This window comes from Amycolatopsis sp. FDAARGOS 1241 (genome assembly GCF_016889705.1).
GTDB lineage: Bacteria > Actinomycetota > Actinomycetes > Mycobacteriales > Pseudonocardiaceae > Amycolatopsis.
On the sequence record NZ_CP069526.1, the window covers coordinates 2,622,695 to 2,642,353 of the forward strand.

Annotated in this window: 15 protein-coding genes and 3 pseudogenes; 6 read left to right on the forward strand and 12 right to left on the reverse strand. The window is 70.7% G+C overall.

The genetic code is table 11. The features are described from left to right. Positions 1-266: 266 nt before the first annotated feature. Positions 267-665, forward strand: coding sequence for an acyl-CoA dehydrogenase family protein (locus I6J71_RS50650; protein ID WP_204094950.1), 399 nt, complete (start codon positions 267-269; stop codon positions 663-665). Between the two features lie 45 nt (positions 666-710). Here the strand turns inward: I6J71_RS50650 and I6J71_RS13035 are convergent, their stop codons facing one another. After that, complete coding sequence (locus tag I6J71_RS13035; protein WP_204094951.1) at positions 711-6,461, reverse strand: RHS repeat-associated core domain-containing protein; 5,751 nt, start codon at positions 6,459-6,461, stop codon at positions 711-713. 220 nt (positions 6,462-6,681) lie between these two features. On the opposite strand from I6J71_RS13035, the gene I6J71_RS13040 reads away from it, so the two are divergent. Then, the gene (locus tag I6J71_RS13040) at positions 6,682-7,644 is read left to right on the forward strand and encodes a teichoic acid biosynthesis protein C (protein ID WP_204094952.1); all 963 of its coding nucleotides are present in this window, start codon (positions 6,682-6,684) and stop codon (positions 7,642-7,644) included. 24 nt (positions 7,645-7,668) lie between these two features. Here I6J71_RS13040 and I6J71_RS48115 read toward each other — a convergent pair whose 3' ends face one another. The 3 genes from I6J71_RS48115 to I6J71_RS13050 all read right to left on the reverse strand — a co-directional run bounded on the left by I6J71_RS48115 (position 7,669) and on the right by I6J71_RS13050 (position 9,294). Beyond that, positions 7,669-7,959, reverse strand: a complete 291-nt coding sequence (locus I6J71_RS48115; protein ID WP_239154757.1) for a dihydrofolate reductase family protein — start codon at positions 7,957-7,959, stop codon at positions 7,669-7,671. A gap of 76 nt (positions 7,960-8,035) precedes the next feature. After that, entirely contained in the window at positions 8,036-8,182 is a 147-nt protein-coding gene (locus I6J71_RS48120) for a hypothetical protein (RefSeq protein ID WP_239154760.1), read from the reverse strand. A 62-nt stretch (positions 8,183-8,244) separates the two neighbouring features. Then, complete coding sequence (locus I6J71_RS13050; RefSeq protein WP_204094953.1) at positions 8,245-9,294, reverse strand: bile acid:sodium symporter family protein; 1,050 nt, start codon at positions 9,292-9,294, stop codon at positions 8,245-8,247. A 97-nt stretch (positions 9,295-9,391) separates the two neighbouring features. Here I6J71_RS13050 and I6J71_RS13055 point away from each other — a divergent pair, with 97 nt between their 5' ends. Further along, on the forward strand, positions 9,392-10,240 hold the full coding sequence (locus I6J71_RS13055; protein ID WP_204094954.1) for a LysR substrate-binding domain-containing protein: 849 nt from the start codon (positions 9,392-9,394) through the stop codon (positions 10,238-10,240). A 47-nt stretch (positions 10,241-10,287) separates the two neighbouring features. On the opposite strand, the gene shbA is transcribed toward I6J71_RS13055, so the two are convergent. Next, on the reverse strand, positions 10,288-10,848 hold the full coding sequence (gene shbA, locus I6J71_RS13060; protein WP_204097024.1) for an RNA polymerase sigma factor ShbA: 561 nt from the start codon (positions 10,846-10,848) through the stop codon (positions 10,288-10,290). Between the two features lie 209 nt (positions 10,849-11,057). Then, positions 11,058-11,549: pseudogene (locus I6J71_RS13065) on the reverse strand (hypothetical protein); the annotation flags it as partial. 210 nt (positions 11,550-11,759) lie between these two features. Here I6J71_RS13065 and I6J71_RS13070 point away from each other — a divergent pair. Then, complete coding sequence (locus I6J71_RS13070) at positions 11,760-12,029, forward strand: WhiB family transcriptional regulator (protein WP_204094955.1); 270 nt, start codon at positions 11,760-11,762, stop codon at positions 12,027-12,029. 292 nt (positions 12,030-12,321) lie between these two features. Here I6J71_RS13070 and I6J71_RS13075 read toward each other — a convergent pair whose 3' ends face one another. Genes I6J71_RS13075 through I6J71_RS13085 form a run of 3 tightly spaced genes read right to left on the reverse strand, consistent with a single transcriptional unit; the run spans position 12,322 to position 15,527 of the window. After that, the gene (locus I6J71_RS13075) at positions 12,322-13,332 is read right to left on the reverse strand and encodes an RNA polymerase subunit sigma-70 (protein WP_239154762.1); all 1,011 of its coding nucleotides are present in this window, start codon (positions 13,330-13,332) and stop codon (positions 12,322-12,324) included. Then, on the reverse strand, positions 13,329-14,885 hold the full coding sequence (locus I6J71_RS13080; protein WP_239154764.1) for an MDR family MFS transporter: 1,557 nt from the start codon (positions 14,883-14,885) through the stop codon (positions 13,329-13,331). Before I6J71_RS13080 ends, I6J71_RS13075 begins: the two co-directional genes overlap by 4 nt. A 33-nt stretch (positions 14,886-14,918) precedes the next feature. After that, on the reverse strand, positions 14,919-15,527 hold the full coding sequence (locus I6J71_RS13085; RefSeq protein WP_204094956.1) for a TetR/AcrR family transcriptional regulator: 609 nt from the start codon (positions 15,525-15,527) through the stop codon (positions 14,919-14,921). A gap of 100 nt (positions 15,528-15,627) precedes the next feature. Here I6J71_RS13085 and I6J71_RS13090 point away from each other — a divergent pair, with 100 nt between their 5' ends. Then, positions 15,628-16,371, forward strand: coding sequence for an SDR family NAD(P)-dependent oxidoreductase (locus tag I6J71_RS13090; RefSeq protein ID WP_204094957.1), 744 nt, complete (start codon positions 15,628-15,630; stop codon positions 16,369-16,371). Between the two features lie 206 nt (positions 16,372-16,577). Continuing rightward, complete coding sequence (locus I6J71_RS13095; protein ID WP_204094958.1) at positions 16,578-17,813, forward strand: LCP family protein; 1,236 nt, start codon at positions 16,578-16,580, stop codon at positions 17,811-17,813. Positions 17,814-17,828: 15 nt separating this feature from the next. On the opposite strand, the pseudogene I6J71_RS13100 reads toward I6J71_RS13095, so the two are convergent. From I6J71_RS13100 to I6J71_RS13110, 3 genes and pseudogenes are all read right to left on the reverse strand, one after another. Beyond that, positions 17,829-18,813, reverse strand: a pseudogene (locus I6J71_RS13100) (acyl-CoA dehydrogenase family protein); the annotation flags it as partial. 205 nt (positions 18,814-19,018) lie between these two features. Further along, positions 19,019-19,117 (reverse strand): annotated as a pseudogene (locus I6J71_RS13105) (LysR family transcriptional regulator); the annotation flags it as partial. Between the two features lie 9 nt (positions 19,118-19,126). Next, the gene (locus I6J71_RS13110; RefSeq protein WP_204094959.1) at positions 19,127-19,657 is read right to left on the reverse strand and encodes a TetR/AcrR family transcriptional regulator; all 531 of its coding nucleotides are present in this window, start codon (positions 19,655-19,657) and stop codon (positions 19,127-19,129) included. Between the last annotated feature and the right edge of the window lie 2 nt (positions 19,658-19,659).

Here is a 19,659-nt window from a genome sequence, read left to right on the forward strand (position 1 = left end):
ATTTCGGCCCTCCGCCGACTCGGACGTCGGCGAACGGCAGTGGCCGGCTGGTGCCGCTCTGGCCGGGAGCCCAGGCGCAGACGAGGCCCCCGTGCCCGCGACCGGCCGCACGGCACCGCCGCTCGCCGGAAAACCGTCCGCACCGATCCGCAGCGCTGTCGCGCAAGGACACCCCGGCGCGACCATCGGCGAGCGGACGCGCGAGATGGGCCGACGCGCCATCGGGTGCCGCGAGATCTTTTCGACACGCCTGTACCCGACCGGCAGTGCCTCGGCGACGAAGGCCGCCACTGCCCCGAGTCGATGAAGATGTTCGACCTCTCCCGCATCGTCCCGGCCGCCGCTGCGACGGACGCTGCACGCGCGCGTACGGGTTCGCGCGCGACTACGCCCGCCAGCGCACGCAGTTCGGTAAGCCGATCATCGAGTACCAGGCCGTCGCGTTCCCTCGGCCCGACGTGGCGACCCGCAACGAAGCCTCGTGCTGCTTCGCGCCGCGCGCCGGCCCGCCTCGTCGCCCGACGGCGAGCGACCACGCGGCCGAGCTACGGGCGCCAGAGACCGCCGTGACCGCCACCGGGACTGCGGTCCAGACCCGGTGGCGGGTGGGCTGCTCCCGCGAGTACCCGTCGAACAGTGGATGCGCGACCCGAAACTCGAAGTGATCGGAGAGAACAACTCCGACATCACGCGGCTGGTGCTCACCGCGATCAGTACTTCCCTTGTTTCGTGTCCCAGAAGTACTCGCTGGCCAGGTTCGTCTTGATCTTGTTCGCGTTGTTCGCATAACGAGGGTCGTTGTTCAGGACGTTCTCGATGTCGTCGAGCGCGTTTTGGGTTTGCGTCTTCTTCGGGTGGTCGTCGGGGAGGTTGTTGACGTGGTCCAGCATCTGATCCCAGGTGCGGTTCTTGTTCGCCTTGCCAACGACGTCGCCCAGCGTGTAGTCGGTGCGAGGCGGCTTGTTCAGGTCGAAGTTGTTTTCGTGGTGCAGCACGTTGTGGTACTCGATGACGGACTTCTGGGTGTTGCCTTGGTTGTACCCGAGCTGGTCCTGCTTGATGTGCCCCATTTCGTGGTACAGCGTCTTGTCGCCTTCCCCGGCCTTGATGTTGATGGTGCCGGAGTGGTGGTTGTAGCCACCCCCGCCTTGCAAGCCGAGGATGTCGTGGCCCGTGCTGTCACCGAACGGCTTGCCGGTATCGGGGTTCACGTCTGCGAGCTGTTCCGGCTTGTAACCCATGAACTCGCCGACCGTCTTGCCGCCGTCTTCAGGTCCGAAGCCGTGCGCGACACCAGGAGGCAGATCCTCGATCTTCGTGTTCAGCGTGATGCGGGGGTCGTCCGGGATGTTCAGGGTCTTCTGCGGCCCGTTGATACCCAGCTCGTTCTTGTAGCTCTCGTACTTGTCCTCGAACGGGCGGTCGTCCTTGTCCGGACGGTTGTGCCCAGGGTGGTCCTGGCCCGGGGGTTTGTAGGGCGTGCCGGTGTGCCCGCCCTGGTTGCCGCCCGAGTGGGACTGACCGCCTTCGGCATCGTGGTGGCCGGTGCTGTCGTGGCCGGTGCCGTCGTGGCTCGTGTTGTCGTGACCGTCGTGGTTGTTGCCGGTGGTGTCTCCGTGGTCGTGGGACGGCGTGTCGTCACCGTGGTGCGTGGTGGTGTCGTTGCCGTGGTGGTCGTTCGGCGTCGTGTCGGTGTGGTGGTCGCCCGAAGTGCTCGGGCCGTCGCCACCGCTGTGCGCGTGCCCCGGCGGCGGGGGCGGCGGAGGCGGAGGCGGTGCCCCGTCTCCACCACCGTGCGGCCGCCCGGGTGGGGGCGGTGGAGGAGGCGGTGGTGCGCCGTCGTTTCCTCCGGGCACGTTCGACCCGCCCTTCGCCGGCGGCGGAGGCGGCGGAGGGGGCGGTGGTGCGCTGTCCCCACTGCCCGCGTGCGGGCGCGCCGGGGGCGGTGGCGGCGGCGGAGGTGGTGGTGCGCCGTCGTTTCCTCCGGGCACGTTCGAGCCGCCCTTCGCCGGGGGCGGTGGCGGCGGCGGAGGCGGAGGCGGTGCGCTGTCGCCGCTTCCGGACGGCTTCGTGTCGCCGCCGAGGCCGCGCGTGGGCGGCGGTGGCGGAGGTGGTGGCGGCGGGGGAGCCGCGTCGCCGGAGCCGGGCAGTTTCGAGCCGATGTTCGGCGGGGGAGGTGGTGGCGGAGGAGGAGGCGGTGCCGAAGCCGGGTTGGGTGTCGGGTTGGAGTTCTGGACGTGCGTGGCGTCGCTGCCGGCGTTGGTGCGCGGCGGGGGCGGCGGAGCAGGCGTCGGAGGAGGGGTGTCGGTGTCGTCGGGCTTGCTCTGCGAACAGCCGAGCCCGAGCGGGTCGGCCTCGGACAAGGGGTTGGGCACGTAGGCGATCGGGTTCGGCGCGGGCGAGAGCCCGAGCGGGTCCTGGCTGAGGTAGCGGCCTGTGCCCGGGTCGTAGTAGCGGAAGACGTTGTAGTGGAAGCCGGTCTCGTCGTCGGCGTACTGGCCTGGGAAGCGCAGCGGCGTCGACACGGTGCCGGGTCGGCTCGGTTTCACGCGGCCCCACAGCGACGTCGTGCCGTGCCAGGCCACGACCCCGTGGGCGTCGATCATGTCGACCGGCGTCCCGATCTGGTCGGTGACGAACGAGAAGAACCGCACCCCGGTGCCGAGGTGCTCGGTCTGCGTGACCGGACGGGTGCTGTCGGGGTAGTGATCCCACGTGAGGACGAGCTGCCGGCCTTGCGCGTCGCGGTGCACCTGCTCCACGAGCAGCTGACCGCTCCAGGCGAAGGTGACCTCTTCGGCCACGCTGCCGTCGGGTGCCAGGCGCTGCTTGGCAACGCGCCGGCCGAGCGGGTCGTAGCGGTAGCGCCATTCTGTGCCGTCGGGTGTCCGCACGCCGGTGAGGCGGTCGAGCGGTCCCCACCGGTAGGTCGAGGTCCGGCCATTCTCGTGGCGGGCGGTCAGCCGGCCCTGCGCGTCGTAGGAGTACCGGACCGCGCCCGCGGCCGCCAGCGTGTTGCCGGTGTACCGCCGCGGCCCGATCTCGGCGGCCGGCAGCTGCGCGGTGACGATGTTGCCGGCCGCGTCGTAGCGGTAGCTCTCGGTCCCGCTCGGCGCGGCGACGTCGGTGACCCGGCCGGCTTGGTCGAGCCGGAAGCGCACCGGCCCGGAGAGGGCATCGTCGATCCCGACGACCCGGCCGTCGGCGGCGTACTGGTACCCGCGCTGCTGGATCACGCGGGCGGTGTCGCGCGCCGTCACAACCTGCCGGGTGAGCTGGTGCTCGCCGTCGAAGGTCTGGGCGAGCGTGGTGCCGGTGCCTGTCGTGCGCTCGACTTCCCGGCCGGCTTCGTCGTGCCGGAACGTCACCAGCTGCCCGGCGACGGACAGGGTCGCCGGAGTGCCGTCGGGTGCGTAGGTCCACGCACTGTCCACACCAGACGGCGTGAGGCGCTGCACGCGCGCCTCGTCGTACGCGTAAGTGACCGCACGGCCGTCGATGGATTCCCGCACGACACGGCCGGACTCGTCGCGCTCGATCTCCACGACGCTGTCGCCTTCGGTGGCGCGCACGAGGAAGCCGACAGGGTCGTAGACGTACGTGGTCACCCCGGCCGGTGTCCGGCGTTCGACCACGTTGCCCAGCGCATCGTAGACGTAGGTCGTGGCCGCGCCCAGCCCGTCGACGGACTTCACGAGCTGGCCGGCGTCGTCGTATTCGAACCGCAGGACCCGGCCGTCGAAGTCCGTCTCGGACACCGTGCGCCCGGCGGCGTCGTAGGTGTAGGACCAGCTCAGGCCCGCGGGGTTCGTCACGCGGGTGAGCCGCAGTTCGGTGTCGTACTCGTACGAGGTCCGGGCGCCGGTAGGCTCGATCTTCGCCACGGTGAGGTCGAAGGGGCCGTATTCGTACCGGACGCCCGCGTGCTCGACGACGTTGCCCTCGGCGTCGTAGCGCCATTCTTCCTGCCGGCCCGTCGGGCCGATCCGGCTGGCGCGCCGCCCCTCGACCGTCCAGCCGAGGCGAGTGCGGCCACCGGACGCGTCCGTGACGACGCGCGGGCGGCCGAACAGGTCCCGCTCCACCGGGTCTTGAGCCGGTGCCGGCGCGACCTCGGCTGTCCACTGCCGGTCCTGCTGGAACTCCGTGCCGGCGGTGGCGCGCACGGCGAACAGGTCGGGTGCCTCCCCGGTCGGGAACACCCGCCGGTAGGTGCGGTCGCCACTGGTGACGGTGAGCGTGAGCGAACCGTCGGCCCCGGACTCGACTTCGGCGCGGCTGCCGTCCGGGCGGACCACCGCCGTCAGCAGGCCTTCGCCGGTGTATTCGAACTCCGTGGTGCGGCCCAGCCCGTCGGTGCGGGAGAGCAGGCGGTCGTAGCGGTCCCAAGTGGACACCGTCGTCTCACCGAGTGGACCGACCTCGCGCACGACCTGGTCGGCCTCGTTGAGGTGGAACTGGGTGCGGTGCCCGACAGAGTCGGTGTACGTGGTGATCCGGCGCTCACGGTCGTAGTCGAACTGGCCGTCGTAGAAGCCGCGGTCGCCGACGGTGCGCACGCAGCGGCCCTCGGCGTCGTAGACGTAGCGGTACCAGACTCCGTTGCGGTCCTGCCAGCCGGTGATCCGGCCCTCGGCGTCGTAGTCGTACGTCTCGGCCAAGCCGGACGAGTTGATCACCCGGGTCAGGCGGCCCAGCTCGTCGTAGCCGAAGCTGCGGGCGAGCACGGTGAGGTTTCGCGTTTCGTCGAGCACTCGCAACGCCGTGATCCGGCCGGCGTCGGTGTCGAGCTCGACCAGGTACCCGGTGGAGTGCTTCAGCAGCTTCGGTGCGCCGAGCGGGTCGTATTCGACCACGACCCGTTCTCCGCCGCGCCCGGTCAGCTCCGCGACCGGGAGGACGTCACCGCCGCGGCCGGACAGCCGGCCGAACCGCAGTTCGGTGCCCCGCAAGGGATCGGTGACCGTGTAGGTGCCGTCGTCCGCGACCGCCAGGGGCCGGCGAGGTCCTTCCGCGGGCTGCACCGGTGAGCCAGGTGCGGGGAGCGGGTAGACGAGGATGGTGCCGTCGGCCGAGTAGAAGGTGGCGTTGCGCGCATCCAGTTCGAGGCGCTGGTCCACGGTGGACGTCCACGTGGGACCGAACCACCGGCCCGCCCGGTACGACGAGAGGTGCAGCCGCTCCAGCACGAGTGGGTCCGGCAGGCGCAGGTCGACCTGCTCCAGCACGACAGTGCCGCGCACCACGTCGACCGGGTCGGATTTGCAGACCAGGTTGTCCTTGCTCACCGCGGTGTCACGCGGGTTGCCCGGCTTGGGCGACGGCGGCGGAGTGCCCGGCGTGCCCTTGGGCGTACCGCCGGGTGGAGGTGCATCGGCCGACGAAGGAGCCGGGTCCGGATCGGTCTTGGGCGGTGGGGGCGGATCGCTCTTCGGAGGCGGCGGGGTGTCGCCGCCTCCTGTGCCGGAGACGTGGGTGGCATCGTCGCCGCCCGATTTGGCGGGCGGGGGCGGGGTGCCGCCACCGCCGTGGCTGCCCCCGCCACCGGCGCTGGAGGAGTGCGTGGAGTCATCACCCCCCGACTTGGCCGGTGGTGGCGCACCGTCGCCCCCGCCCTTCGGGGTGCCCCCACCACCACCGACGGGCTTGGGCGGGTCCTTCGGCATGCCGCCGACGTCGCCACCCTTGCCCGCCGACGAGACCTTGCCACCCTTGAGGCCCTTCAACGCCTTACCGGCGTCCTCGAACAGCGTCCCGGCCTTCTTCAACAACGGGATCAGCGCCTTGAGCGCCTTCACCAGCTTCGTCACGATCGAGGTGATCTGCGAAGCGGTCTTGGCGACCGCGCTGACCACCTGAGGCACCACCCACGCCAACCCGACACCGAGGGTGAACACCACCTGCAACGCCCAACTGATCAAATGCCCGACCAGCTCCGAAATGATGTCGCGCACCAGCGTCCGCACCGCCGCCACGACCTCACCCGCGGTCTTCACCCCGGACGACGCGCCCTCACAGCCCTTCTGCGCCGCCTGCAACGTCGTGCCCAGATCCTGCGCCCGCTGCCGATACGCATCCGACGCATCCCCCGACCAGGCCTGCAGATCCGAACTCACCGCGCTGTTCAGATCATCCGCAACGCTGCCCAGCTCCTTGGCGACATTCGCCCACGTCTCCGACTGCGCCTTGATCTGATCCGCATTCCCCGTCAACCCGTTGAGCGCGTCCTTGAGCGGGCCGACGTGCTCCATCAACCACGACACACCCGCAGCCAGAATCGCCCCGAACGGATCCATCGCCACCGAGAGCGCATCCAGCGCGGTGCCGACCGCACCCATCGCCACCGACGCCCAGTCCCCCGACTCGATCGCCGACGACAGATCGTTCGCCGTCTCCAACAGGGAAATGCCCGAATACGCCTTCGTCGAATCGACCGTCGGCGCGATCAAGGGGTTGGTCATGGGGCCAAACTAGCAGCGTCGAACGACCGGTCCGCACCGACGATGCACGGTTGCCCCGTTGTCCCGGCTGTGGGCGACGAGCGGGCACATCGTCCGGAAATCCGAAGATCGGGTGAACCGTTTTGAAGTAGCGGGGCGCACAACTGCGGTTGTACGCCCGTTGTACGCCCGCGGTGCACCGTGGCCTCCCTGACCGCGTCAGCAGGGAAAGGGGATCACGATGCACGAACTGTCACGCCGGGCCGCGCTGCGGGCCGGGGGCGGGCTGGTGGCCGCGACGGCGCTGCTGGGAGCCGGAGTGGCGCGAGCGGGCACGGCCTTGGCGGCGACGGGCACGGTCCCGGGTTCGCAGTACTTCGACCTCACCCAGCCGTCCTACGACCTGTTCCGCGGCAAGATGCTGCACGAATCGCACCACGTGATGCAGGGGTTCACGTTCGACAACGTCAACCGGCGGCTCTTCGTCGTGCAGGCGCAGAACGGGACGTCCGGCGACGACCTGTGCGTGAACCAGCTCAGCTTCGACGGCCGGCTGCTCGGGGCGATGCACCTGAACGGGGCCGGGCACGGGGTGTCGATCGGCGTGGAGGCCGTCGGGAGTGCTTCGTACATCTGGCTGGAGTGCGACTCGGACTCCACCGGCACCGACGGGCGCGGCACGGCGCTGGCCCGCTTCAAGTTCGTCGACGGCGGCACGCCGTCGGTGAAGAAGTTCCTCACGGGCAGCAAGACGATCACGTGCGCCACCGACCCGATCAACAACCGCCTCTTGGTGCGCCGCAGTGAGAACGGGGCGTTCTGGTTCAGTCTGTATTCGCTCGCGGACGCCGCGGCCGGCAACTTCACCCGGCCGCTGGCCCACTTCCCACAGCCCGCGCTGACCGACCACACCGTGACGTTCCAGGGGTACGCGGTTTACGGCCAGTACCTCTACACCCTGGACGGCACCGGCCACGACGACCCCGCGGACATCGACTCCTACGTCACGTGCGTGGACATGAACACGGGCACCGTGAAGAGCCGCGCGTTCACCAAAGCGGGCAGCACCCTGGTGTACCGCGAACCCGAGGGCATGACGATCTACCGCACGGTGGCCGGCGAGACCCGGCTGTTCCTCGGTTTCGGCTCCCGCGACGGCGTGGACCGCTACGCCAACATCTTCTACAAGAACGTCCTCATCTGACGTCCGATGTGGACGGTACGCGTGTCAGACGTTCGCGACGCGCCCGGCGTGGCTCAGCTCGACGGGCTCGAGCCGCACCGGGTCGCCACCGGGGCGGGAGAACAGGCGGACGCCGTCGCCGAGGAACACCGGGGCCACGTGCACGAGCACCTCGTCGAGCTCACCGGCGTCGAGGCAGCTGCGGGCGGTGGTGGCGCCGAGTACCGCGACGTACTCGTCGCCGGCGGCGGCTTTCGCCGTGGCCGGCGCCGAGGCGAGGCCGGCGCGGAACGTGAAGCCGGGCCGCGCCGTCGCCGGGTCGGCAGAGGTGAGCACGACGATCGTCCCGCGCCGGCGGCCCCGTACACCTCGCCTTCGGCCGTGGTGGCCGGCGCGTAAGTGCGCCCGCCCATCAGCACCGCCCCGAGGCGCGGCAGCAGCCGCTCGACGGCGGAATTCGGCACCCCGTCACCTGCCCCGAGCAGCCGGACATGTCATCGCCGGGACGGGCGATGAAGCTGTCGAGCGACATCGTCGCGTGGTACAGGACCGTGCTCATGGAACCTCCCGATGGATTCGCGGACGCCCGTACCGACTCCGGCACCAGCGAAAACTCATCGGTCAGCCCGCGGGGACCAGCTCACCCTGCTCGTCGGTGTCTTCGTCCGAGGCCGCCGCGTGGCGCGCGTAGCGGCGGGCCATCGCGGCGCACACGATCAGCTGGATCTGGTGGAACAGCATCAGCGGCAGCACGATCAGGCCCACCTGCCCGTGGCCGAACAGCACGGTCGCCATCGGCAGGCCGCTGGCCAAGCTCTTCTTGGACCCGCAGAACACGATCGTGATCCGGTCGGCGCGGTCGAAGCCGAGCAGCCGCGCGCCGACGCTCGTGGCCGTGAGGACGGCCGCCAGCAGCACCACGCACACGCCCAGCAGCACGAACAGCGGCCCGAGGTCCAGCTTGTGCCAGATGCCCTCGGTCATGCCCTCGCTGAACGCCGTGTAGACGACCAGCAGGATCGACCCGCGGTCCACGAGCTTCAGCGGGGCCGAGTGCCGGCTCACCCAGCCGCCGATCCAGCGGCGCGCGAGCTGCCCGGCGACGAACGGCACCAGCAGCTGCAGCACGATGTCCAGCACCGCCGAGCCGCTCACGCCCGGCCCGTCCGTGGACAGCAGGAGGGCGACGAGCAGCGGGGTCAGCACGATGCCGAGCAGGTTCGACACCGACGCGCTGCAGATGGCCGCGGCCACGTTGCCCTTCGCGATCGACGTGAAGGCGATCGACGACTGCACCGTCGAGGGCAGCAGGCACAGGAACAACACGCCCGTGTAAAGCGGCGAGGTCAGCAAACCGGGCGAGAGGAACGAAGCGGCGAGGCCCAGCAACGGAAACAGCACGAATGTGGCGGACAGCACAGTCACGTGCAGCCGCCAGTGCCGCAGCCCGTCGAGCGCCTCCTTGCTCGAAAGCCGTGCGCCGTAGAGGAAGAACAGCACGCCGACGGCGATGTTCGACGCGATCCCGAACCCGGTCGCGGTCGCGCCGGAGGCGGGCAGCAGCGAGGCTACGCCCACGGTGCACAGGATCGCGGCGATGAACGGGTCGATCCGCAGCTTCGCCAGCAAGGCGGAGACGGGGCGGGTCAAGGGTGCGAGCACAGTCGTCATGGAGCTCCTTTCTCCGCCATTCTCCGGTGGGACGTGTTCATTCGGAACCCCGATGACCGTACTCACTGTCATTGTGGACGCCGATAAGATGTGACGCATGCTGGATTCGCGGCTCTGCCGGTCGTTCCTCGCGGTGGCCGAAACCCGCAGCTTCACCGCGGCGGCCCGCCGTTTGGGTGTGGGCCAGCCCACAGTGAGCCAGCACATCCGCCGGCTCGAACGGGAAGCGGGCGGCCTGCTGTTCCAACGCGACACCCACGCCGTGGACCTCACCGCGCGCGGGCAGGCGATGCTGGGCTTCGCGCAGACCATTGTGGACACCGAGGATCGCGCGGCCCGCCACTTCCGCGGCACGCAGGTGCGCGGGCGCGTCCGCTTCGGCGTCTCCGAGGACTTCGTGCTCGACGAGCTGCCGGAGCTCCTCGCGCGGCTCCGGCGCAGTCACCCGTTGGTGGACGTGGAGCTGCACGTCGAACTGTCCGATGTGCTCGCCCGCCGCCTCGCCGAGGGCCGCCTCGACCTCGTGCTCGGCAAGCGCCGCCCCGGCGCCGGCGGCGACGGCCGGGTGCTTCGCCGCGAACCGCTGGTGTGGATCGGCTCGACGGCCACCGTGCTCGAACCCGGCCAGCCCGTGCCGCTCGTGCAGTACCCGATGCCGTCGGTCACCCGGCAGCTCGCCGTGGAGGCCCTCGAACGCGCCGGCCTCGAGTGGCGCGCGGCGTGCCTCACGTCCAGCCTCACCGGCCTGCGCGCCGCGGCGGCCGCCGGCCTGGGCATCACGGTCCACGCCCGCAGCCTCGTCCCGCCCGGCCTCATCGCGCTCTCCGCCGACCTCGGCCTCCCCGACCCCGGTGACGTCGAAATCGTCCTCCTCGCCCGCGACGCGGCCACCGGCCCGGTGGAAACCCTGGCCGAGTTCGTGGTCGCGAAACTGGGCGGCGCGTGATCAGTTCATCGAAGTGGGTGATACGCGGCCGGTCCTGAAGCGGCCGCTCAGGCCGGCTCGCCGGACAGGAGGGTGCGCAGCCGGAGCAGGGCGCGGTGCTGGGCGACGCGCACGGCGCCCGGGGACGAACCCACGGCGTCCGCCGTTTCCTCCGCCGTGAGGCCGACCACGACGCGCAGCAGCACGATCTCCCGCTGGCGTTCCGGCAGCCGCGACAGCAGGTGGCCGAGGCGGCCGGCGAGTTCGCCGAAGCGGGCGCGTTGCTCGGGCCCGTGCGCGGGGTCGGCGGCGTCCGGCGGTTCGGCCACCGGATCGGTCCGGTTGCGCGCCGCGGCGCGGTGGGCGTCGGCGACCTTGTGCTGGGCGATGCCGTCGACGAAGGCGAGGAAGGGCCGGCCCCGGTCGTGGTGGGCGGCGGGCAGGGCGGAGATGATCGCGACGCACACTTCCTGGGCCACCTCGTCGGCCGAGGAGTAGGAGCGGTCGAGCCCGCCGATGCGGCCGCGGCAGTACCGGGCGACCAGGGGGCGGATGGCTTCGAGCAGCCGCGCGGCGGCCCGTGGATCGCCGGCGACAGCGGCGGCGACGGGGCGTCGACGGCCCGCCAGTGAGCCGCGAAATGATCCGCCAGTTCCTTCACGGCGGCGAGCGCGGTTTCGCCGTCGAGACCGCGGCGCAGGGCGTCGGCCAAGCTGCCGTCGGCCTCCAGCAGCAAGGTCACGAGGGCCTCCTCCTCATCGACCGACAACCGGCGTTTCAGCCGCTCCCGGGCGTGGCGCAGGTTCGACCGCACGGTGTTCGCGGGCATGCCGAGGGCCTCGCCGATGGCCACCGGGGTGAACCCGTCGAGCGACCAGGCCAGCACGGTTCGCTGCGTGTCCGGCAGCGTCGCGAGCAGCTCGACCCCCAGAGCGTTCTGCTCGACGAGTGCGGTCAGCCGGTCGCCCGGCGGGTCGCCGGCCCGGTCCGCGAACCAGGCCTGCTCACCGGCGAGCCGGGCCGCCACCAGCCGCGGCCGCGCCCGCGGATCGCCCGGCAGCGGCCACGTGCCGGCTTCGCCGGCGAGCGCTTCGAGGGCCGCGTCGCGCGCCGCCCCGGGTTCCAGCCCGGTCTTGCAGAGGAAGGCCACGAGCTGTGGGTATTCGGCGCGAAAGAACCCGTCGAACCCCTCCACCCCCGAGCTCCCTCCCGCGCCGGAACCAGCCGTCGCAGGAACAGGTGCGGTGCGCGTCGCGCCAGGTGTAACGATTCGGTTTCGGCACCGTGTGTAGCCCCGCGTGTGCGGGGTACTTCCCCCTGGGTGCGCCACAAAAAATCGAGTGTGACCTGGGACCTTCTCCGATGGGAACAACCGCCGTCGGTGGTAGGTTGGATATTCGGTTGCCCGCGGGCCCCACAGGGGCTGGCGGGAGCGGCCGAAAGCCCACCGAGCGCCACACCAGTTGTGCTGAGTCGTGCGCGCGCGGAGAAGTCGGTTGACCGAGAAAAGACAATGTTCGACAGGAGGTGAAACGCGAAAATGGAACTCACGACCACCGGCTGGCTGTCCCGAGCAGCCTGTCAGGACGAGGACCCGGAACTGTTCTTCCCGATTTCGGACGTCGGCCCCGGAGCCCGGCAGGTCGCCCAGGCCAAGGCTGTCTGCGCGCGCTGCCCGGTTCGCGAAGCGTGCCTTTCCTACGCCCTCGACAACGGCCTGGACAACGGCATCTTCGGGGGGACCACCGAGCTGGAACGCCGGAAGCTGGTCCGCGCCCGCCCTGCCGCCGAACGGCATCGAGCCGCCTGACCGCGAGCCGGTGGCCATTCCCGGAGCCGAAGGCGAGACTTTCCCGGAAAACCCACTGGGGACCGGCTTGTGCCCGGGTGGTGACCTGATCAAGGTCACCACCCGGGCATTTTGGTTTTCCCACCACCCCGGTTCCGGTCCACACGCGGCGAATGGGGACCCGCGGTGCGGATCAGCGGGATCGCCGGGCGGCGTGATCTTCGTCGTCGCGCCGGGTCACCTCGTGCGCACCAAGCGTTTTCACGACCGACCGGTTCCGTGCGGGACGGGACCGTTCACCGCGCGAAACGCGTCAATCCGCCAGCACTTCCGGCAACCCGTACGGCGCGAACGACGGCGTTTCGAACGCCGCCATCGCCGTCACCACGCCGTCCTGCAGCGTGAGCACGCTGATGCCGAATCGCCGGAACGCGTCGTCCCCCGGCCGCCGGACCCAGGTGGCCACCGCAGGCTGGCGGTTGGCGCGCACCGGCGTCATCCGGAACCAGCCGGTGAAGTGCGGCGAGGCCGGGTCCATGCTCGTGCGCAGTGCGGCGATGATCCGGTCCCGGCTGTCGAACCACAACGTGTACGGCGGCATGACCGCGCGGGCGTCAGCGCGCAGCAGCTCGGCCACCGCACCTGCGTCGCCGGCCTCGTAGGCGGCGATGAAGCGGCGCAGCAGAGCCGCTTCGTCCGCGGACGGTGCGGCGACGGCCCACTCGGCTCGCCGCGACGGCAGGCGCGTGCGCAGGGTTTCCCGGGCCCGCTGCAGCGCGCTGTTGGCCGACGCCACCGACGTCTCGAGCAACGCCGCGGCGTCCTTGGCGGACCAGTCGAGCACGTCGCGCAGGATGAGGGCGGCGCGCTGGCGCGGCGGCAGGTGCTGAATGGTCGCGAGGAACGCGAGCTCGATCGTCTCCCGCTCGACGACCTCGGCACCGGTGTCGTCCGGGGCAGCGGCGTCCAGCAGCAGATCGGGGATCGGGCCGAGGAACGGCAGATCGAGCGCCGCCGGGAACCCGCCCGGGTCGCCGGCGGCCTGGAGCTCGTCGGGCAGCACGCGGCGGGGGCGGCGGGCCAGCGCGTCGAGGCACACGTTGGTGGCGATGCGGTACAGCCACGTCCGCAGGCTCGCCCGGCCCTCGAACCCGGCCCGGCCCCGCCACGCCCGCAGGAACACCTCCTGCGTCAGGTCTTCGGCCTCCTCGAGCGAACCGCTCATCCGGTAGCAGTGCACCCGGATCTCGCGGCGGTGCCGCTCGAGGAGGTCTCCGAAGCCGGTCCCGGAATCGACGCTGTCCACGCCGGAACCGTAGCTCAAGCGGACTCCTCCGCGAGGCGTTCGAGCCCGCTCTGCGTCTTGAGCGGCAGGTGCTTGAGGAACGCCACCGCGACCACCACGAGCAGCGCGATCGGCGCCGCGATGAGGAACAGGTCGCTGGTCGCCGTGCCGTAGGCCTCGCGGATCACGTTCGCGATCGGCGCGGGCAGGTCGGCGAGGTTCGGGACCTTCTCGCTGCCGCCGCCGCTCATGTCGGGCAGCGGGCCGAGGCCCTCGGTGATCAGCGTGGTGACGCGGTTGGCCAGCACCGCGCCGAGCGCGCTCACGCCGATCGACCCGCCGAGGCTGCGGAAGAACGACAGTGTCGAGGTCGCGGCGCCCAGGTCGTGGGCGGGCACGTCGTTCTGCGTCACCAGGACCAGGTTCTGCATGAGCATGCCGACGCCGACACCGAGCACCAGCATGAACAGGCTCAGCTCCAGCACGCTCGTGTGCGCGTCGATGAGACCCAGCAGGCCGAGGCCCGCGGCCAGCAGCACCGAGCCCAGCAGCAGGTGGCCCTTCCAGCGCCCGGTCCGGCTGATCACCTGGCCCGACACCGTCGAGGACACCAGCAGCCCGAAGATCATCGGCAGGCTCATCAGGCCGGCGACGGTCGGCGACTTGCCGAGCGAGAGCTGGAAGTACTGCGACAGGAACACCGTGCCGCCGAACATCGCGACCCCTACGAGGAAGCTCGCGATCGTCGTCAGCGACACCGTGCGGTTGCGGAACAGGCCCAGCGGGATGATCGGCTCGCGCACCTTCGTCTCGACGAACACCGCCAGCGCCAGCACGACGACCCCGGCCGGCACCAGCACGCCGGTCTGCCACGAACCCCACGCGAACGACGAACCGGCGAGCGACGACCACACCAGCAACGTCGACACGCCCAGCATGATCAGGAACGCCCCGAGCCAGTCCACGTGCGCCTCGCGCCGGATCGTCGGCAGCTGCAGCGTGCGCTGCAGCAGCAGGATCGCGGCGAGCGCGAACGGCACGCCGAGGAAGAAACACCAGCGCCACCCGAGCCACGAGGTGTCCACGAGCACGCCGCCGATGAGCGGCCCCGCGACCGTGCCGATGGCGAACACGGCGCCGAAGATGCCCGAGAACTTGCCGAGCTCCCGCGGCGACACGATCGCCGCCATGATCACCTGCGCCAGCGCCGTGAGGCCGCCACCGCCGATGCCCTGCGCGATGCGGCTGACGATGAGCAGCTCGATGTTCGGCGCGAAGCCGGCCACGAGCGACCCGACCACGAACAGGCCGAGCGAAAGCTGGATCAGCAGCTTCTTGTTGTAGAGGTCGGAGAGCTTGCCCCACAACGGAACCGTCGCCGTCATCGCGAGCAGCTCCGTGGTCACCACCCAGGTGTAGGAGGCCTGCGTGCCGCCGAGCTCGGACACGATGCGCGGCAAGGCGTTCGCGACGACGGTCGAGGCCAGGATGGCGACGAAGATGCCCATCATCAGCCCCGACATGGCCTGCAGCACCTGCTGCCTGCTCATCGCGGCCGGGGCGGCGGGCGCCTCGGTTTCGGACACGGTCATGGAGATCCCCTCAGAAGTGCGGTGATGGGTGGGTCAGTGCGGGTCGGCGAGCCCGGCGGCCAGCGTGGCCACCGCTTCGTCGACCAGATCGAGCAGCGGGCGCGAGCCCCCGAGCTCGCGCCAGAGCATCAACGAGGCGTTGAGGGCGCTGCCGAACGCCGAAAGCACCAGCGACGGGTACAGGTCCTTCGCCGGGTCGGTCCCGCTGCGCTTCGCGATGGCGGCGATGGTCGGCTCGACGGCGTCCGAGCTGAGCGACATGGCGCGCAGCGTGAGCCCTGGGTTGTCCTTGATGATCCGGATGCGCGTGAGCCACTCGTCGCGGTTTTCGTCGATCTCCGCCAGGTCCTCGCGCACGCTCGCGAGCAGCGCCTCGAGCGTGCTCAGCGTGGGTGCCGCCCCGGCAAGCCGGTCGACCATCCGCAGGCTGCGTTCCGCGTGGTCGGCGTGCGCGATCACCACCGAGTCCTCTTTGGACGCGAAGTAGTTGAAGAACGTCCGCGCCGAAACCCCCGCCTCCGCGGCGATGTCCTCCACCGTCACGTGGTCCAGACCGCGTTCGCCGACGAGCCGCACCGCTGTTGTGGCGAGCGTGCGGTGCGTTTCGAGCTTCTTGCGCTCGCGCAGACCGGGGGAGGGCACGTGTTCGAGGATAGTGCGAAACTTTCACAATCTGCAAAGTTGCAGTTTGTGAAACGGGCCACCCGCGGCGCGCCTCGGCCGGGCTGGCAGACTGCCGCGGGTGAGCGGAACGGTGCTGGTGCTGGGCGGACGCAGCGAGATCGGGACGGCGGTCGCGCAGCGGCTCGCCGCGGGCGGCGCGCGGCGGTTCGTGCTGGCCGCGCGCCCGGGCGCGGACCTGGCCGAGCAGGTGGCGACGCTGCGCTCGGCGGGCGCCGAGGTGGTCGAGACCGCCGGCTTCGACGCCGACGACCTGGCCGCCCACCGGCCGTTCCTCGACCGCGTGGCCGCCGAGCACGGCCCGCTCGACGTGGTCGTGCTCGCCTTCGGCATCCTCGGCGACCAGGCCCGCGCGGAGGCGGATGCGGCGCACGCCACCGCGATCGTCCACACCGACTACGTCGCTCAGGTGGCCGTGCTCACCCACACGGCGGAACTCCTGCGCGCGCAGGGTTCGGGCAGCCTCGTGGTCTTCTCGTCCGTCGCCGGCGTACGCGTGCGGCGCGCCAACTACGTGTACGGCTCGGCGAAGGCCGGCCTCGACGGGTTCGCTTGCGGACTGGCCGACGCGCTGCACGGCAGCGGCGTCCACCTGCTGCTCGTGCGGCCCGGCTTCGTGATCGGCCGGATGACCGAGGGCATGGCACCCGCGCCGTTCTCGAGCACGCCGGACCAGGTGGCCGACGCGACGGTCGCGGCGCTGCGGCGGCGGCGCGCCGTCGTCTGGGTGCCGGGAGTGCTCCGTCCGGTCTTCGCGGTGCTGCGCCTCCTGCCACGCGCGGTGTGGCGGCGGATGCCGCGCTGATCCGGTGGCCCGTGCGGCGCGTGTGCGCTTCGGCACACCGCGTCGCGAAACTCCGTGGCACAGCTCACTTCCGGCCCACCGGGGCACGGCCGAACGGGCATCATCACATCTTTGCGACAGGATTCTCAGCTGATTCCCAGCTAACGCGGTGATCCTCGAACGTGGGGGTAGGGAACAGTCCTCCCGGGGAAGCAAGGGGATCAGTCGTGCTGCTCACCTCCCGCGGTCGCCGCATCGGCGGCCGCGTCGCGCTCGGTGTGGTGTCGACGCTGGTATTCGGCGCCACCGGGTTCGCGTGGTCCCAGCTGCACCGGCTCGACGCCGGCATCGTCACGGCCGACGTGATCCCGCCCGCGGCGCAGGTGCCTGAGACGACAACCGGACAACCGCTGCAAGTCGCCCAGAACATCCTCCTGGTCGGCCTCGACTCGCGCACCGACGCCAACGGGAACCCGTTGCCGCAGAACGTGCTCGATTCGTTGCACGCCGGCAGCGGCGACGACGGCGGCGACACCACCGACACCATGATCGTGGTGCACGTCCCCGCCGGCGGCGCGGCCGCCACGGCGATCTCGATCCCGCGCGATTCCTATGTGGACGTCCCCGGCTACGGCAAGCACAAGATCAACTCCGCCTACAGCCGCGCGCGAGCCTCGGCCCGCTCCGAGTTGTCGGGGAAGGGCCTGGGCGGCCCGCAGCTCGAGGTGGCCGCCGACGCCGAAGGCGCGAAGTCCGCGATCGCGACCGTCGAAAAGCTCACCGGGCTCACGATCAACCACTACGCCGCGGTGAACCTCGCGGGCTTCGCCGCGCTGAGCCAGGCCGTCGGCGGTGTGCAGGTGTGCCTCAAAGGGCCGGTGCACGACTCGTACTCCGGCGCGAACTTCCCGGCCGGCGAGCAGACGCTCTCGGGCTCACAGGCGCTCGCGTTCGTGCGCCAGCGCCACGGCTTGCCCAACGGTGACCTCGACCGCATCGCGCGCCAGCAGGCGTTCCTCGCCGGCATGGCGAAGAACGTGCTCGGGTCGGGTGCACTCACCAGCCCGGACAAGCTCTCGGCGCTCGTCGACGCGCTGCAGGGTTCGGTCGTGCTCGACAAGGGCTGGGACATCGTGAGCTTCACCCAGCAGCTGCACGGCATCAGCTCCGGCGCCATCGGGTTCGTCACGATCCCGGTGCTGAGCCTGTCGCTGGCGACTCCGGCCGACGGCGACGCGGTGAAGGTCGACCCGCAGCAGGTCAAGACGTTCGTGCAGGACCAGCTGAACTCCTCGGCGGTGTCCGCGTCCGGTGGGTCGGGGGAGCCGAGCACACCACCCGGCAGGCACGGCGGGGTGCGCCCCATCGCCGTGACGAAGCCGCTCGCGCCGCCTTCGGACCCACCCGCCGGTGGCACACCGCAGCAGCCGGTGGCGACGAACGCCACCGGCTGTGTGAACTGAGCCCGGCCCGGGTCGGACGAAGGCGCTCTGGCCCGTGATCGCCTTGCCGACGATGAGCGTGTTCGTCTCGCGGGTGCCCTCGAAGGAGTAGATGGCCTCCGCGTCGGCGAAGAACCGCGCGACGTCGTGGTCGAGCACGATGCCGTTGCCGCCGAAGATCTCGCGGGCCCAGGCGACGACCTCCCGCATGTGCGAGGTGACGAGCGCCTTGGCGAGCGACGAGTGCTCATCCTTGAACACGCCGGCGTCCCGCAGGCGGGCCGGCTGCACGAGCCTGCCCCAGCTCGCAGTGATGGCGCCGAGCCTCTTCACCAGCAGGTCCTGCACCAGCTGGGAGTGCGCGATCGGGCGGCCGGACTGCTTGCGCTCCTTCGCGTAGTCCAACGCCAGCTCGTAGGCGCCGATCATCACGCCCAGCGCCTGCCACGCGACCCCGCCGCGCGTGGCGCGCAGGATCTCCCCGACGTCGCGGAAGGAGCCGATCCCCTGCAGGCGGTTCGCCTCCGGCACACGCACGTCGGTGAGGGTGATCTCGGCGTTCTCGACGGTGCGGAACGCGATCTTGTTCTCGATCTTCACCGGCGAGAAGCCCCCTTCTCGACGACGAAGCCCTGCACGTTGTTGTCGTCGACATCGCGCGCCCAGACCACGACGCAGTCGGCGAAGGTCGCGTTGCCGATCCAGCGCTTGGCGCCGGTGAGGACCCAGGTTTCACCCGCTCGTCCGGTGAGTCCGTTGTGGACACCGAAGAAGGTTGCGACCGAAGCGTCGACTAGCTCATCTCCATCGCCATCATGCCGGTGAGCAGGTGGCTGGTGGCGCCGCGGTGCTCGCCGTACCCCTCGTAGGGCAGGCCCGCGAGGCCGCTTTCGCGGAACTTGGTGACGAGCTCCCTCGGGAACGTGCCGGCGGCCCAGTTCTCGTTCACCAGCGGCTTGACCTCGTCGCGCAGGAAGGTGCGCGCCTTGAGCAGCAGCTTGCGTTCGTCGTCGCCCAGCAGGGTCTCGTAGTCGTGGAAGTCGGCGACAAGCCGGTCTTCGAGGGTGGTGGTCGTTTCATCTCCTCCTCACGAGCCGAGCTGTCCAAAAGCGGACACGACGGCGAGCTGCTTGTGGTCGCTCGCCTCGGCGAGTGCCGAGTACGTGGAGGAGCCGTAAGCCTTTTCAACGGCTTCAACGAGCCGTTCGGTCGCTTCGGGGCTCTGTGCTCAGTGGCGACGCGGCCATGTGCACCTTCCGCGCGGCGGCCGAGAAGTTGAGTTCTGCGGCGACGGCCGCGAAGTAGCGCAGGTGCAGCAGTTCCACGGCCTCAGCCTAACCGGCGCTGCCGCGGGTGATCACCCGAAGCAGCCGTTCGGTGCGCGGACCGTCCGCGCCGGAGAGGGCGATTCCCGTTGTGAGCACGAGCAAATCCAGCGGTTCGACGTCTTCGGCGAGGTCGGTGCGGGCGGCCAGAGCCGCGGCCGTGGCGGTCATCACGCCGTGCCAGTGTCCGAAGAGCTCTTCGCGCTCGCCGGGATCGTCCGTTATGGACAGTGCGAGGTCGCGCTTGTCCCGGACGTGGTCGAGGAAGCTGCTCAGCCAGGTGAACAGCGCCGCGTCGGGATCGTCGTGCGTCAGCAGGGCTTCGCCTTCGGCGCGCAGGTGCTCGACTTCTTCCGCGTAGACGGCGGCGAGCAGGTCGCGGCGGCGCGGGAAGTGGCGGTACATCGTGGCGTTCCCGATGCCGGCCCGCTTGGCGACGCGGTCGAGCGGCGCGTCGGTGCCCGCCTCGGCGAACACGTCGCGGGCCGCGCGCACCAGCTGGGCCCGGTTGCCGCGGGCGTCGGCGCGCTGCCTGGTCACCG